This window comes from Cellulomonas sp. P4_D11 (assembly GCF_056401915.1).
Map to the genome: position 1 here is coordinate 57,461 of NZ_JBFUIK010000004.1, position 14,509 is coordinate 71,969.

A 14,509-nucleotide genomic window follows, 5' to 3' on the forward strand; every position below is an offset into this window, starting at 1 on the left:
GGAGACGCCCGCGAGACCGGTCACGGTGGCGAGGGCGAGGACGAGCGTGATGGCGAGCTTCTTCATGAGGGGACCTTCCCGAGGGTGTGCCGGACTCTCCGGTACACCTGGCATGGTCCCCAGCCTGGTGTCGTGGGCGCAATGACGCGGACAACACCGGGGTAGACACGACCCGGTACGTCAGGGCCGCGGGGGGAGCGGCACCGCCCCTCGGATACCTGCCGCGGCCAGCGCGCGACCGTACGCCTCGACCACCCGTTCGTCCGCGTCACCGGCCACGCGGAGGCGGTCGCCGATGCGCCGCCACAGCGTCGCCGCGGACCGGCCGGACGCGATCATGTCGAGAAGCTCGGCGGCCGACCGGTACTCCTTGACCGCCTCGGTGCGGGCACTCTGCGCGAGCAGCGCGTCGCCCAGCGCCTCGTGCGCGGCCGCCGCGTCCCGGCGCACGCCGTCCCGCAGCAGCTCCACGGCCTGCGCGGCGTGCCGTTGGGCGGCGTCGGCGTCGTCGAGCAGCAGCCAGGCGCGCGACCGCACGGACTCCACGCGCGCCAGCTCGACCTGCGACTCCCCGATCTCGAGGGCGGTCTGGGCGGCGTCGAGCTCGGCAAGCGCCTCGGTGGGCCGGGGCGGCTCGACGGTGACGAGGAGGTAGGCCCGGTCGAGCCGCAGCCGCGGCAGGTCCCGGTCGATCTCGTCGGCGCCCGCGAGCGCGATCGCGGACTCGAGGTGGACCAGGGCGGCGTCGGGATCGGCCAGGGCGTCGTCGACGAACGCGAGGTTCCAGTGCACGGACGAGACGGCCCGGGCCGAGCCGTGCTCACGCGTGTGCGCCAGCAGCTGCCGGCCGCGGAAGCGTGCATAGGTGGTGTCGCCGCGAGCGACGTAGGCCCAGATGATGGTGGACTCGAGCCGGACGACCTCGTCGGAGCCCGCCACCGAGGCGGGCAGGCGCTCGCGCAGGTCCTCGCCGCGCGCGACGGCACGGTGCAGGTCGCCGAGCTCCGTCAGCGCCATGACGATCCGCATCGCGGCGTACGCGGCCTGCGGGTACCGGCGGGCCTCGATGAGCCGCTCGCAGACGCCCTCGAGCACGTCGACCGACCCCTCGAGCTCGCCGGCCACGTCGAGGGCCTCCGCGTGCGCCAGGCCGACCCGGGCCGCCGCGTCGACGTCGAGCCCCGACACGTCGGCGCCGGCGAGCACCTCGGCGGCCGCCTTGGGCGACCCCATGCGGGACAGGCGACGGGCCTCGACGATGGCGCTCTCGGCGGAGCGGTACTCGGGTGCCCGCTCGCCGTCGACCAGGAACGCGACCGGGACGTCGAGCACCTCGGCGACCCGGGCGAGCGAGTCCGGGCCGAGCGTGCGCGTCCCGCGCTCGACGTGCGAGATGTAGGTGGGGTGCACGCCGGCGGCACGCGCGAGCTCGCCCTGGCTGAGCCCAGCCTTCTCCCGGGCGTCCCGCACGCGTCGGCTCAAAGGGTGCACGGACTCACGATAGGTACGGGGGCCGTCCACCGAAAGGTGGAGGTCGGCTGACGTCCCGCAGACAGCTGGTCGTCACGAGTTGACTACCGAACAATCTTTCTGTCTAGACAAATGAATCGATCGGCTGCAGACTGGAGCCACCGACGAGGCGCGACCACCGCCCCGGGACGGCGACGACGGACAGGAGCGACCGATGCGGACACTGACGCTGGGGATGAACGTCTCCCTCGACGGCTTCGTGGCGACGCCGGAGGACGGGCTCGACTGGATGTTCCCGAACTTCAGCCCTGAGCTCATGGCGGACACGGAGGTGCTCCTGGCGGGCTTCGACGCGATCGTCATGGGCCGGGTCAACTACGAGGGTCAGGCCGCGACGTGGCCCGGCGCCGAGGGACCGCTGGCGGACATCATGAACGGCCTGGAGAAGGTCGTGTTCTCGACGACTCTGGAGTCCGTGGACTGGCAGGGGTCGCGGCTGGCCACGGACCCGCCGGAGGTCGAGATCCCGCGCCTCAAGGCCCAGGACGGCGGACCGCTGGGCGCGTCCGGCGGCGCGACGTTCGCGCGGTACCTCACGTCGCACGACCTGGTCGACGAGTACCGGCTGACGGTGCACCCCGTGTTCCTCGGCAACGGGAAGCCGATCTTCGCGGACCGGACGGCGCTCGAGCGGGTGTCGTCGACGGAGTACCCGAACGGCGTCGTCGTGACCACCCTGCGCCCGAGGCGGGGCTGACGTGCTCGACGTCGCGGTCATCGAGGACCCGGCCGTGGCCGAGGCGTCGCTGGACCCGATGCGCACGCGGCTGCTCGCGGAGCTCGCCGAGCCCAGCTCGGCCGCCGCGCTCGGGCAGCGGCTCGGGCTGCCGCGCCAGAAGGTCAACTACCACCTGCGGGCGCTCGAGCACCACGGCCTGATCGAGCTGGCCGAGGAGCGCCGCAAGGGCAACGTCGTCGAGCGCGTGATGCGGGCGACCGCGCTCTCGTACGTCATCTCCCCCGCCGCGCTCGCGTCCCTGCGACCGGACCCGAAGCGATCGCCCGACCGGCTCTCCGCGGCCTGGCTGCTGTCGCTGGCCGGCCGGCTGGTCGAGGACGTCGGCGCCCTGATCACGGGCGCCGCGCGCGAGCAGCGCACCCTGGCCACGTTCGCGCTGGACGGCGAGGTCCGGTTCGCCTCCGCGGCCGACCGGTCCGCGTTCGCCGAGGAGCTGAGCAGCGCCGCGCTCGCCCTCGTCTCCAAGTACCACCACGAGGACGCCGCGCACGGCCGGACCTTCCGGCTGGTGGTCGCCGTCCACCCGAGCACCACGTCCCGCGCCGACAGAGAGAAGGAGTGACATGCCGCACGCGTTCGAGGTCCCCGAGGAGCTCTCGTTCGACCTGAGCCCCGACGCCGTCTGGGACGCCATCGCCACCGGACCGGGGATCAGCTCGTGGTTCATGGGCGCCACCGAGGTGCGGCCCGAGGACGGCGTCGTCACCACCCGCATGGGCGGCTGGCAGCAGGAGTCGCAGATCGTCGCCCTCGAGCCGGGACGGCGCTTCGCCTTCCGCGGCGCCGAGAGCCCCGACGGCCGGTTCTTCGCCATGGAGTTCCTCCTCGAGGCCCGCCAGAGCGGCTCGACGGTGCTCCGCGTCGTGAGCAGCGGCTTCCTGCCCGCCGACGACTGGGAGGACGAGTACGAGGCCATGCGCAGCGGCGGCCGGATGTACCTGCACACCCTCGCGCAGTACCTCACGCACTTCACCGGGCGGCCTGGCATCGCGGTCACCCCGTCGGGCGCCCCGGGCGACCTCGACGGCGCCTGGGCCGCGGCGAAGGCCGACCTCGGGCTGTCCGACGACGCGACGGTGGGTGACACGGTCACGCTCACACCGACCGGCCTGCCCCCGATCGAGGGCGTCGTCGACTGGGCCGCTCCCGACGTGGTCGGCGTGCGCAGCGGCGACGGGCTCTACCGGTTCTTCCGCGGCTACTACGCCCCCAGCGTGGGGCACCACCTGTTCGGCACGACCGACGAGACGCGCGCGACCGCCGCCTGGCAGGGCTGGCTCGACGCCGTCACCGCCTGAGAAGGAGAACGACCATGACGATCGACGAGTACCTCGCGGGCCTGCCCGCCGACCAGGCCGCCATTGGGTCCGCGCTGCGAGACCGGCTCGACGCCCGCCTGCCCGACGCCGAGGGAAGCATGTGGCACGGCCACCCCGTCTGGCTGCGCGGCAACGACCCCGTCGCGGGGTTCAAGGCGTTCCCCCGCTGGGTCACCCTGCTCCTCTGGCACGGCTCCGAGGTCACCGAGGCGACCGGCGCGCTGACCGCGTCGGCCGACGGGTCGCGGTGGAGCCTGAAGATCGCGACGGCCGACGACCTGGACGTTGCAGCGGTCGACGGGTGGATCGGTCAGCTCGCCGGCTGAGGCCCTCTCGACGGGCCGGAGGGGTCTGGGGGTGGACATCGGGTCGCCATACCCCCAGACCTCCTCGGTGAACGGGTCGGGTCAGTGACCCTCCTGGACCGGGTACACGGCGTCGGCGACGAGGCCGTGCGCCTCCCGGTGCACCGTCGAGGCGGCCTCGGCGGACGGGGCGTCGACGAGGCAGAAGACCTTCCCGTTCTGCTCGTCGACCCAGTACTGCAGGTAGCTGACCCCGTGACCCTCCTGGGTGGCGAGGTCGGCCTGGTGCGCCTGGGCGACGTCACCCAGCGTGACCTCGCCGAGGTGGTGGACATCCATGAACAGCGGCATCGGAGTGCTCCTTGGAACAGTGATCGGACCAGCCCGGAAGTGGGCTGGCCCGATCACCGTAGGAATCCGCACCGCCTGTGCAGATCGGTAGTGACTACCTATGTTTCAGTGCGCCAGCACCGGTGCCCCGTCCTGGGTGGCCGGGGCGAGAGCCTCGGCGCGAGCGGCGCGGTCGGCGCGGGTGCGGAACAGCGTCGCGGTGAGGATCGCGCCGAGCAGGAAGATCCCCGCGGCCCACGAGTAGGCGACCGAGAAGCTGTGCAGCGCCGCGTTGGCGAGCACCTGAGGGCTGGCGGGCGCGTGGGCCGTGACGTACGCCGCGGCGGCCGTCGCGGCGAGCGTGTTGAGCACGGCCGTGCCGATGGCCCCGCCCACCTGCTGGCTGGTGGAGACCATCGCCGAGGCGGCGCCGGCCTGCTGGCGGGCGATGCCGAGCGTCGCGATCTGGAACGACGCGGGCATGATCGAGCCCATCGCCATGCCCATCACGATCAGGCCGACCAGCACCCGCGGGTAGCCGCTGGTGAGCCCCAGCGTGGTGAACCAGAGCATCGCGCTCGCGCCGAGCAGCATGCCGATCGGGACCAGCAGCTTGGGCCCGAACCGCGGGACCAGGATGTTCGACTGGACCTGCGCGGTGATGACGATGAAGACGACCATCGGCAGGAACGCGGCGCCCGTCTGCATCGGGGTGTAGCCCAGGGTGAGCTGCAGGTAGTACGTGAGGAACAGGAACACCCCGAACATGCCGGACCCGGCGACGAGGATCGCGAGGAACCCGGCCCCGCGGTCGCGGTCGACGACGATCTCGAGCGGCAGCAGCGGGTGCTGCGCGGTGCGCTGCCGCAGGACGAAGCCGACGAGCAGGACCAGGCTGGCGGCGAGCGAGCCCCACACCGCCGGCGCGTCCCAGCCCTGAGGCTGGGCCTGCGAGAAGCCGAACACCAGGGCGAACAGGCCCGTGGACGCGAGGATCACGCCCGGCACGTCGATGCGGGTGTCGTGCCGCTCCTCGGTGCGGGAGAGCAGGACGGTGCCGGCGACGAACGCGAACGCGGCGATGACCACGTTGACGTAGAGGTTCCAGCGCCAGTTGAAGTTCTCGGTGAGGAAGCCGCCGAGCAGCAGGCCGATGGCGCCGCCCATCCCGGCGATGGCCCCGAAGACGCCGAACGCGCGGGCGCGCTCCTTCGGGATGGTGAAGGTGGTGGTCAGCACGGACAGGGCCGCCGGGGCGAGGACCGCGGCGAACGCACCCTGCAGCGCGCGGGCGCCGACGAGCATCTCGAAGGTCTGGGCGGCGCCGCCGAGGGCGGACGCGAGGGCGAAGCCGACGAGGCCGATGAGGAACATGCGGCGGCGGCCGAACATGTCGGCGAGGCGGCCGCCGAGCAGCAGCAGGCTGCCGAAGGCGAGCGCGTAGGCGGTGACGACCCACTGGCGGTCGTTGTCGCTGAACCCGAGGTCCGCCTGGGCGGAGGGCAGCGCGATGTTCACGATGGTCGCGTCGAGGACGACCATGAGCTGGGCGAGGGCGACCGTGGCCAGCACGAACCAGCGATGCCGGCTCTGTGTGGCGGTCTGGGCGGGTGACGACATGGTGATGCTCCTGGGACGTCGTGGTCGGTGGAGCGACTGTAATACGGAACTTGCCAGTTCCGGAACCCCCCAGTCTCGATTTATCCGGCTACAGTGGGTCCGACGACGAAAGAGGCGACGAATGACCGTGGACGACCTGACCGGGGCGACGACGACCCGGAAAGCCGGCCGACGACGTGACGAGTCCAAGGACGACGCGATCCTGCTGGCCACGCGCGAGCTGCTCGCGGAGCGCGGGTTCGACGGCATGACGATGGACGCCGTCGCCGACCGCGCGGGCGCGGGCAAGGCCACCGTCTACCGCCGCTGGCCGTCCAAGGTGCAGCTCACCGTCGACGCCGTCGTGTGCGTCCGCGGGGTGGCCCAGACCGTCGACGACATCCCCGACACCGGCTCGCTGCGCTCCGACCTGCTCGCCGTCCGCTACGGCCGGCCGCGCACGGACGACTCGGAGCTGATGTCCGGCCTGATGTCCGCGGTGAAGGAGAACCCCGAGGTCGCGGCGGTGTTCCACGAGCAGTTCGTCCGCACCCGCGTGAACCTCATGCGCGGGCTGCTCGAGCGCGCGCAGGCCCGCGGCGAGCTGCGCGCGGACGTCGACCTCGACATGGTCGCCGCCGTCGCGCCGGCCATGATCGCCTACCGCAAGATGGTCGCCGGGCAGCACGTCGACGACGAGTTCGTGGTGCAGATGATCGACTCCGTGATCCTGCCCCTGGTCACCGGCTCCTGAGGAAGGTTCCCGCAGGTCGCGGCACACCTTGACCCGCGCGCCGCACCGCTGCCACGCTCGGACGAAGCGGGACCGGTGGCGCACCGAGGGGGTTGTGCATGGCGGGCGAGCGGATTGTCACGGTCGATCTCGGCACCGATGACGAGGGCAACCCCGTGTTTCTCGCCGTGGCCGCGGAGCAGGTCGGGCCGACACTGGTCGCCGACGAGGACGTCGTTGCCCGACTGGGTGCCCTCACCGCACCGATCGAACGGCTCAGCCGTGAGGTGCTCGAGGCGCTGAAGCGCGCGTCCCCCACCAAGGCCACCGTCGAGCTGTCGTTCGGCGTCGCCATCGAGTCGAGCGGGCTGGTCGCGATGATCGGCAAGGGCAAGGGCGAGGGCAGCATCACCGTGACCCTCGAGTGGGACGGGTCACGGGAGACCGGGGCCAAGGGCTGACCGGTGACACTCCCGGAGGCCACGGTCGACAAGCTCAAGGCCCTACTCAAGGCGTCCACCGCGCTCGTCGTGGTGGACGGCAAGCCCAAGGGCTCCGCGGTCTTCGTCGACGACGACCTGGTCCTCACGTGCGAGCACGTGGTGCGCGGCGGGACCCGGCTGGACATCCAGCCGTTCACGGGCGCGCTGGTCCCGGCGGTGGACGTCGTGTCAGTCCTACCCGACCTCGACGTCGCGCTCCTGCGGATTCCAGCGGCGCAGGTCGTTGCCAGCCAGCCGTGCGCCGCGCTGGGCGGGGAGCTGGTGGACGGGCCGTTCTCCGTGGTGGGCTACCCGCGCGAGGACGGGCATGAACCCGGCATCGAGGTCCGGGACGCGGGCGGCCACACGCGGCAGGACGCGGTGACGGGCGCCGTCCAGCTCCTGCAGATCGACCCTGGCGTCATCGTGACATTCGGCAACAGCGGCGGCCCGGTGTTCAGCCAGGAGACCGGCGCCGTGGTCGCACTCGCCCGCACGTCGAAGGACGCGGCCGACGCGCTGGGCGGGGGCGCGGTACCGGTCTCGCGGGCGGCGGCGCAGATCCCCGAGCTGGCCGCCCTCCTGCGCGAGCCGCCGGCTGCCTCCCGCCGTTGGCGCGACGCGCTCGGGTCCGAGGCGTGGGCGCAGCTGGGCTACGCGTGGGACCCCACGAGCCAGATTGAGGTGGTGGTCCAGGAGGACGAGGACGACAAGGCGGTGTGGCGCATCGGGGTGGACCCCGCGCCGATCGGGCGGGTCAAGGACCAGGTGGGCCCCAACCTGGGCAGCGACATCGGCGACGCCCTCTTCCGGTGGGCGCAGCGCCAGCGCACCCGCGACGACGACGAGGTGCTCGTCCTGGGAAGGCTCTTGGCTGGCGCGCTGTTCCCGCCGGCCTTCACCGACGAGCTCGAGCGGCGGCATGCCTCCGACCAGGTGATCGTGCGGCTCACCATCGCCCCGGGCAGCACGCTCGCGGACATCCCCTGGGAGCTGTGCGCCGTGCCCAGCACCCAGGACCGGTTCCTATCCACCGATGAGCAGTACCTCCTCGTCCGTACGCTCCCCGACCGCCGGCCACCCGCGCCGGCCACCGACGACGTCCTGCACGTGGCGGCGGTGGTCGCCCTCCCGGGCAAGTGGGACTACCCCGTGGTCTACGGCGACGAGAGGTACGAGTACCCGGCGGCCGCCGACGTCGCGTACGGCCTGACGGCCTCGATCGAGGGCGACCAGGGCGGGCGTGTCCGCTCGGCGGAACTGGTCAACCCCCGGCTCGGAGACATCCGCCCGACCTTCGCCGACGGGCCGACCCCCTTCCGGGTCTTCCACCTCATGGCGGTCGGGCGGACCTCCACCCGCGACGGCCGGGAGACTGTCCAGGTCGCGCTCGCCAACGAGCGTGCCACGGTCCAGGCGCAGCTGGTGGGCGCCAGCTGGTACCCCCTGGAATCGATCCTCGCCACGGCGGTCGGCGCCGGTGCCACGGTGGCGGTCCTACAGCTCCTGCTGCCGTCGGTCGACTCCCGGGAGCAGCCGCTCACGCTCAAGGCGCTCGCGGCGGCGATCCCGGACGAGCTGGACTCGGTGGTCGTGACGCGGTTCCCCGTGCACCCCCGGCAGGCACAGGAGTTCAACGACGCGTTCTACGACGAGCTGCGCGCCGGGCGGTCCGTCGAAGCAGCGGTTCAGGCGGCCCGTCGCGAGCTCTCCGTGAACAAGCCCATCGAGGACAGTTCGGGCTTCGGCTGGTTCTGCGTGCTGACGCGCGGGATCGAGGAGGTCCGGCTACTGGTTCCGGTCGACGAGGTTCGCCTCGCAACGCCCGGACGTCCGGCAGGACCGGTCGACCGTGAGTGACCACGCGCCGCCGAGCGAGGAAGCCGGGATGCCGACGGACCTCCTCGCGCGCGCTCTCCGCGAGGCGGGTGCCACGTTCGCCGTCGAGGGCGACCTGCAGGCGGCGCTCGACGCGCTCAGCGCTGGCCGTACCGTCGACCGCGCGACCGTCGAGGAGATGGGGACCGCCCTGCACGAGCGGGTCCAGGCTGTCGGTCGCGGGCTCACGATGCTCCGCACGGTCACGCAGCGCGTCCAGCACCTCGCGCGGGTCGTCGAGCTGACGGAGCTCGGGTGGCCGGCCACGCGCGAGCACCTGCGCGAGGTACTCGACCGCGACCCGGCCGCCGGGCGCGCCGAGTGGCTGGACTTTGCCCTCACGGCTGCGAGCCGGATGCAGACGAACGCCCTGCTGCGGCTCGTTGACGAGGTTCCGCTGACTGGGTCGGTGGTCCTGCAGGACCGGATCGCGGCTCTGCGCGCGGCGCTCTCCGTGACCGGGGCACCCGAAGACGTCGGTCACCAGATGAGCCTCGCCATCGCCCGCTCGGTCTTCGCCCCGGCGGTCGCCGGGCTGACCGTCGACGGGACGACAGTCCCCGACCCCGCCGTGCGGAGCGACCTGCGGGCGCTATGGGCGCGGCTGGCGTTGCGCGCGGGCATGCACTCCGAGGCGGAGCTCGCCCTCTCAGGCGCGCCGGACGACGTCGACGACGACCGGACCGAGGCCCAGCGGCTCGCGCTGCGCGCCCAGGCGGCCGCGGCCCGGGGCGACGACGCCGGGGCCGACGGGCTGTGCGCCGCGGCCCGTCGGCTGGACGCCACGCAGCCGGACGTCGCGCAGACCTCGATCCTCCTGCGGCGGCGAGGGCTGACCGAGGAGCCGGAGCAGACGGGCACCCGCGGCCGCCGCGACCTCGACGGCGCGCTCGGCGCCGCCCGGGCGGCCGTCGTCGCGCTCGAGTCCCTGGCCGACGTGGACGCGGAGCTCGGCGTGCTGCTGGACCCGGCCCCGGAGCTGTGGCACGCCGTGGCCGAGCGCGCCGCCGCCGAGGGCGACACACAGACGTGCCGGCACGGCATCGAGCAGGTCGCCGCCGACCCGAGCAGGGCGGACGGCACACTGCGCGCGTCGGCCGCCGAGATCCTCGCGAGCATCGAGGTCGAGCCGGACGCGCAGGTCGAGGCCCTCACGCAGGCCGGCGACGCGCGATCAGGGGCCGGGCAGTTCCGGCTCGCGGCGGACTGCTACCGGCGGGCGATGCGGGTGGACGGCGCCTCGGACCGGCTGCACGCGCTCGCGGCGCTCTCGCTGGCGGACATCGTGGCCGTGACGTCGCAGAGCCTGCCGTACCGGGAGGTCGCCGCCGAGCTCGACGAGGCGATCCGGCTCGCGCGGTCCGTAGGCGAACACCTGGACCTGGCCGGGAGCGAGTCGTGGTGCTACCTCGTCATCGCGGTCCTGGACAAGCAGCTGGCTCGGGCCGAGGACCAGCCCAAGTCCGCCCTCATGCACGAGGCGCTGCTCGCATCGGCCCGTGCGGTCGCGTTCCTGCCCGACGCTGCGAGCCGCTGGGCGGCCCTCGGAGACGCCGCCGACGAGCTCGACCTCGAGCACCTGGCCTACGAGTGCTTCGCCCGCACGGGCAGCATCACCGGCGACCTCGCCCACTCCGGCATCGCCCGGACGTTGGCCAACATGGGCCGCTTCGACGAGGTCGTTACGGTGCTCGACGGGATCGACGACACTTGGGAGGCGTGCGCCCGAGGCTTCGCGTACGTGCGCAGCGGCAGGCCCGCGGAGGCAGTACGCGAGTTCGAGTCCCTGGCCGAAGTCGACCCGACCTGGGCGTGGGCGTGGGCGTCGCACGTGCTCGCCCTGCTCACGCTCGAGCGCCAGGACGACGCGCTCGCGGTGGTGCGAGGGTGGCTCGGCCAGCTCGACAATCAGCAGCGCGAGATGTCCGGCCTGGCCGCGCAGGCCCTCGCGGCGTTCGTCGCTCAGGACGTCCCGGCGCTCCTGAGCGCGGGCGAGCGCCTACGGGCCGCCGAAGGTCAGGACGGCGGGGACGGCCAGAACGCCATCGCGCGGGCGCTGCTGCTCGGCGGGCGCACGGCGGAGGCGGTCGACGCGTGGACCCTGCTGCTCGAGTCCGCGACGAACCCGCTGGCAGTCACGGACTGGGCCCGGCTGGAACGCCCGCTCATCGAGTCGATGCTGGGCACCCTGCCGGACGAGGTCGCCCGGATCGACGAGGTGGCGCGGCGTCGCCTCGCGGAGTTCGAGGCCGTCGACGCCGACGTCGACCTCACGCGGCTGCGCCAGGATGGCGCGGCCAACGCAGAGTTGACGGCCGACCTATGTGCCGCGCTGCTCGCCGTCGCCCACGGCGGACCGGTCGAGCTGGCCGCAGTGCTGGACGGACCGGGACGCTGGGACGATCTTGCGGCCGAGGTGACGTCGCTGCGGGCATACGCCGACCAGCTCTCGCAGCAGGCAGTGCTGAGCAGCCTCGCGCGCGAGGCCGTCGAGACCGCGGTGCGCGGCGACGAGGACCAGGCGGCCGCGGCGCTGCGTCGGCTGCTCGACGAAGCCCCGTGGACGACGGACGACCTGCTCCGCGAGGCATCTGGCGAGGTGCCGCCCGAGGTCCTCCAGGTGCTCGGAGCCCTCGCCGACGATCCGGCCTACGCGTTAGCCGCGAGCACGGTCCTGGGGTGGCTCGGCACACCGACGGACACCGGCGCCGGCGCGGACACGCTGCGGGTGTTCCTGCCTGCCTCGTGGTTCGCAGGCCTCACCGACCCGGTGTCGCAGCACGAGATATTCCTCGTCGCGCTCCCCACGCTGCGAGTCACGTCGCCCGTGCCGATCCCGACCGTGCGGGTGGTGGCCGCCCCCGAGCTGGAGCCCGACGGGTACCTAGTCCTCGCCGCGGACGACATCGTGCTGAGCCAGGGCACCGTCCCGGCGGACCGCCGGTACCTTCCGGACCACGCCCTCCCCGTCGGCCACGCCCTGGAGCCCGACGATCGCGTGCCGGCCGGGTGGAAGTCCGTCGCCGACGACCCGGCGATCGCTCTGCTGACGCTGTCCCCCACCGAGCTGGTCGCGACGCTGCTCGGCCAAGTGGTCCAGCGCCGGGCGGCCGGAGACTGAGAGGGTCTCAGGTCAGCCAGACCGCCCGCCACGGCGCGAGCCAGAGGTTGTCGTCGTCCCCCGGCCCGGCCGGCACGCCCGTGAGCGCGTCGACGGGCGACGCCAGCCCGACCTCGCGCAGCCGCCACCCAGGCACCGGCCGCCAGTCGCCGGTCACGTTGTAGGCCGCGAGCAGCGGTCCGAGCGGGTGCCGGCGCACGACCGTGAGGACGCCGGGGTCGTCGGGACCGAGCACCTCGCTCGTCACCGACGCGTGCAGGTGCGGCAGCGACGCCCGGACCCGCGCGAGGTGCCGCAGCCCCTCGAACACCCGCCGCTCGACCGTTCCGTCCGCGTTCCGCCGCACGACCGCCGCCGGGTCGAGCCGCGGCCGGTGCGCCCACCGGTTGTCGCCGCCGTGCCCGGGCTCGTCGGCCCACGCCGGGTCGTTGGCCAGCCCCAGCTCGTCGCCCGACCACACCACGGGGACGCCGCCCCAGCCGAGGACCACGGCGTGCGCGAGCAGCAGCCGCGCGACCGCGGCGTCGACCCACGCCGGGTCGTCGGCCGCCCGCGCCGCCTCCAGCCCGACCAGGCTGGCCGCCGTCCCGCTGATCCGCCGGTCGCCGGTCGCGGCGTTGTGCTGGAACACCAGGCCGCGGGCGTCGGACCCCGGGAACTCGCCCGCGTACCAGTCCGAGAGGAAGTGCCGGTGCCGGTAGCCGTCCAGCCCGACCGCGGCCGCGTCCTCGTCGGCGATCGCCCAGCCGATGTCGTCGTGGCACCGCACGTACGTGACCCACGCGGTGGTCGACGGGATCGGCGGGAGGGCGCGCAGGGCCTGGCTGGCCAGCGTCGCGTCCTTCGCGGCGAGCATCGACCAGACGTGCACCATCAGCCCGTTGTGGTACGCCAGGTCGCTGACCTTGCCGTGGTGCTGGCCGGTGCCCAGGTAGTGCACGAGGTCCGCCGGCCCGACGATCGCCTCGGCCTTGAACACCACCGCGGGGCACGCGATCCGGGCGACGGCGCGCAGGGCCTGCGTGATCGCGTGCACCTCGGGCTCGTTCTGGCACGACGTGCCCATCCGCTTCCACAGGAACGCGATCGCGTCGAGCCGGAACACCTCCACGCCCTGGTTGGCCAGGAACAGGACCACGTCCATGAGCTCCGCGAAGACGTGCGGGTTGGACCAGTCCAGGTCCCACTGCCACGAGTGGAACGTGGTCCACACCCAGCCCTGCAGGTCGTCGTCCCAGGTGAAGCTGCCCGGCGCGAAGTCGGGGAACACCTCGAACAGCGTCCGCTCGTACGCGTCGGGCAGCGTGCGGGTGGGGTAGACGTGGAAGTAGTCGCGGTACCGCTCCTCGCCCGCGCGCGCCCGGGCCGCCCACTCGTGCTCGCGCGCGACGTGGTTGAGCACGAGGTCGAGCACGAGGCTGATGCCCTGGTGGCGCAGGTCCGTGGCGAGCGCCCGCAGGTCGTCCATGGTGCCGAGGTCGTCGCGCACCGTCCGGTAGTCGGCCACCGCGTAGCCGCCGTCGTTGTCGCCCTCGCGCGGGCGCAGCAGCGGCATGAGGTGCAGGTACGTCACCCCGAGCTCGCGCAGGTAGTCGACCGACCCGCGCACCCCCGCGAGGTCACCGGCGAACCTGTCGGTGTACGCGGCGTAGCCGAGCATGCGCGGGTCCTGGAACCAGTCCGGCGCCAGCGTCCGCTGCTGGTCGAGCCGGTGCAGCTCCGGGTCGCGCTCGGCGTAGGTGCGGGCGGCGCTCGCGACGAGGTCCGCGAGGAGCCCAGGCGCCCCCGGGTACGCGGCCTCGATCCCGTCGCGCAGGTCCGGCCACCAGCGCTCGAGCCGCAGCTCGAACAGGTCGCGGCGGGCGGGATCGACGTCCTGCAGCGCCGACGCGGCGGCCGCGAGCACGTCCGTCGGTATCGCCATGCCCTCCCCCTCAGGGACCCGGCGCGACGCTGCGCCTGCTCGAAACCCTAGGTGCTGCTTGCACCGAGCGGGTGACGACACTGCCCCCGGCGCCCTCCGCATCGATACGGTCCGCTCAGTCCACGACGCAGCGAGGAGGGTGGCGCATGTCGCACGATCCACGGTCGCGGGCCCGCGCGCGGTGGACGATCGCCGCGACGGTCGTCGGGTGCGCCCTGCTCCTGGCACTGCGCGCCGTCGGCCATCACGAGCCCCGGTGCGGCGCGGGCGCGGCGGACACGCTCGTGCTCTGCGTGTCCGTCGACGTGGTCGACAGCCCGCCCGCGCCCGCCCCGCAGGACGCGAACCAGCTCGACCCCATAGCCCAGCTCACGATCTCCGCCGGCCTCGACGAGGACTGGGTGGAGACGGCCACGACGGACGACCCGGTCGAGGTGTGCCCGGACGGGTCCACCCTCAGCGCCGCGGCCGAGAACCTGCTGAACACCCCCAGCCTCGTCGGGAAGTGGACCTGCGGGTCCGCACCCTGAACCACCCGATCGAGTCATC

13 protein-coding genes are annotated in these 14,509 nt (G+C 73.3%); 9 read left to right on the forward strand and 4 right to left on the reverse strand.

Annotated elements, in window-relative coordinates:
• Positions 1-180: 180 nt before the first annotated feature.
• Positions 181-1,491 (reverse strand): helix-turn-helix domain-containing protein, encoded by a 1,311-nt coding sequence (locus AC1DT4_RS03835; RefSeq protein WP_477088441.1) that lies wholly within the window; start codon positions 1,489-1,491, stop codon positions 181-183.
• Between the two features lie 193 nt (positions 1,492-1,684).
• On the opposite strand from AC1DT4_RS03835, the gene AC1DT4_RS03840 reads away from it, so the two are divergent.
• The 4 genes from AC1DT4_RS03840 to AC1DT4_RS03855 are packed head-to-tail and all read left to right on the forward strand — an operon-like array spanning position 1,685 to position 3,914.
• Complete coding sequence (locus AC1DT4_RS03840) at positions 1,685-2,227, forward strand: dihydrofolate reductase family protein (RefSeq protein ID WP_477088442.1); 543 nt, start codon at positions 1,685-1,687, stop codon at positions 2,225-2,227.
• A 1-nt stretch (position 2,228) separates the two neighbouring features.
• Positions 2,229-2,831 carry a helix-turn-helix domain-containing protein gene (locus AC1DT4_RS03845; protein WP_477088443.1) on the forward strand — a complete coding sequence of 201 codons (603 nt, stop codon included), beginning with the start codon at positions 2,229-2,231 and terminating at the stop codon, positions 2,829-2,831.
• A gap of 1 nt (position 2,832) precedes the next feature.
• Positions 2,833-3,567: an SRPBCC family protein gene (locus AC1DT4_RS03850; RefSeq protein ID WP_477088444.1), complete on the forward strand. Its 735-nt coding sequence runs from the start codon at positions 2,833-2,835 to the stop codon at positions 3,565-3,567.
• A gap of 14 nt (positions 3,568-3,581) precedes the next feature.
• Positions 3,582-3,914, forward strand: coding sequence for a hypothetical protein (locus AC1DT4_RS03855; RefSeq protein ID WP_477088445.1), 333 nt, complete (start codon positions 3,582-3,584; stop codon positions 3,912-3,914).
• Positions 3,915-3,995: 81 nt separating this feature from the next.
• Here the strand turns inward: AC1DT4_RS03855 and AC1DT4_RS03860 are convergent, their stop codons facing one another.
• The gene (locus tag AC1DT4_RS03860; protein ID WP_477088446.1) at positions 3,996-4,244 is read right to left on the reverse strand and encodes a DUF4242 domain-containing protein; all 249 of its coding nucleotides are present in this window, start codon (positions 4,242-4,244) and stop codon (positions 3,996-3,998) included.
• A 105-nt stretch (positions 4,245-4,349) separates the two neighbouring features.
• Complete coding sequence (locus AC1DT4_RS03865; RefSeq protein WP_477088447.1) at positions 4,350-5,843, reverse strand: MFS transporter; 1,494 nt, start codon at positions 5,841-5,843, stop codon at positions 4,350-4,352.
• A gap of 121 nt (positions 5,844-5,964) precedes the next feature.
• Between AC1DT4_RS03865 and AC1DT4_RS03870 the strand changes: the two genes are divergently transcribed.
• The 4 genes from AC1DT4_RS03870 (at position 5,965) to AC1DT4_RS03885 (ending at position 12,036) form a co-directional block, all read left to right on the forward strand.
• Positions 5,965-6,576: a TetR/AcrR family transcriptional regulator gene (locus AC1DT4_RS03870; RefSeq protein ID WP_477088448.1), complete on the forward strand. Its 612-nt coding sequence runs from the start codon at positions 5,965-5,967 to the stop codon at positions 6,574-6,576.
• A 98-nt stretch (positions 6,577-6,674) separates the two neighbouring features.
• The gene (locus tag AC1DT4_RS03875; RefSeq protein WP_477088449.1) at positions 6,675-7,016 is read left to right on the forward strand and encodes a CU044_2847 family protein; all 342 of its coding nucleotides are present in this window, start codon (positions 6,675-6,677) and stop codon (positions 7,014-7,016) included.
• Between the two features lie 3 nt (positions 7,017-7,019).
• Complete coding sequence (locus AC1DT4_RS03880) at positions 7,020-8,897, forward strand: trypsin-like peptidase domain-containing protein (RefSeq protein WP_477088450.1); 1,878 nt, start codon at positions 7,020-7,022, stop codon at positions 8,895-8,897.
• A gap of 28 nt (positions 8,898-8,925) precedes the next feature.
• Entirely contained in the window at positions 8,926-12,036 is a 3,111-nt protein-coding gene (locus tag AC1DT4_RS03885; protein ID WP_477088451.1) for a hypothetical protein, read from the forward strand.
• A 7-nt stretch (positions 12,037-12,043) separates the two neighbouring features.
• Here AC1DT4_RS03885 and AC1DT4_RS03890 read toward each other — a convergent pair whose 3' ends face one another.
• Positions 12,044-13,960 (reverse strand): alpha-amylase family protein, encoded by a 1,917-nt coding sequence (locus AC1DT4_RS03890; protein ID WP_477088452.1) that lies wholly within the window; start codon positions 13,958-13,960, stop codon positions 12,044-12,046.
• A 146-nt stretch (positions 13,961-14,106) separates the two neighbouring features.
• On the opposite strand from AC1DT4_RS03890, the gene AC1DT4_RS03895 reads away from it, so the two are divergent.
• A complete protein-coding gene (locus tag AC1DT4_RS03895; protein ID WP_477088453.1) occupies positions 14,107-14,490 on the forward strand; it encodes a hypothetical protein in 384 nt (127 codons plus the stop codon).
• Positions 14,491-14,509 lie beyond the last annotated feature (19 nt).

Coding starts and splice junctions, on each gene's coding strand:
- AC1DT4_RS03840 (WP_477088442.1), top strand. CDS start 1,685: ATGCGGACACTGACGCTGGGGATGAACGTCTCCCTCGACGGCTTCGTG.
- AC1DT4_RS03850 (WP_477088444.1), top strand. CDS start 2,833: ATGCCGCACGCGTTCGAGGTCCCCGAGGAGCTCTCGTTCGACCTGAGC.
- AC1DT4_RS03855 (WP_477088445.1), top strand. CDS start 3,582: ATGACGATCGACGAGTACCTCGCGGGCCTGCCCGCCGACCAGGCCGCC.
- AC1DT4_RS03860 (WP_477088446.1), bottom strand. CDS start 4,244: ATGCCGCTGTTCATGGATGTCCACCACCTCGGCGAGGTCACGCTGGGT.
- AC1DT4_RS03865 (WP_477088447.1), bottom strand. CDS start 5,843: ATGTCGTCACCCGCCCAGACCGCCACACAGAGCCGGCATCGCTGGTTC.
- AC1DT4_RS03870 (WP_477088448.1), top strand. CDS start 5,965: ATGACCGTGGACGACCTGACCGGGGCGACGACGACCCGGAAAGCCGGC.
- AC1DT4_RS03875 (WP_477088449.1), top strand. CDS start 6,675: ATGGCGGGCGAGCGGATTGTCACGGTCGATCTCGGCACCGATGACGAG.
- AC1DT4_RS03885 (WP_477088451.1), top strand. CDS start 8,926: ATGCCGACGGACCTCCTCGCGCGCGCTCTCCGCGAGGCGGGTGCCACG.
- AC1DT4_RS03890 (WP_477088452.1), bottom strand. CDS start 13,960: ATGGCGATACCGACGGACGTGCTCGCGGCCGCCGCGTCGGCGCTGCAG.
- AC1DT4_RS03895 (WP_477088453.1), top strand. CDS start 14,107: ATGTCGCACGATCCACGGTCGCGGGCCCGCGCGCGGTGGACGATCGCC.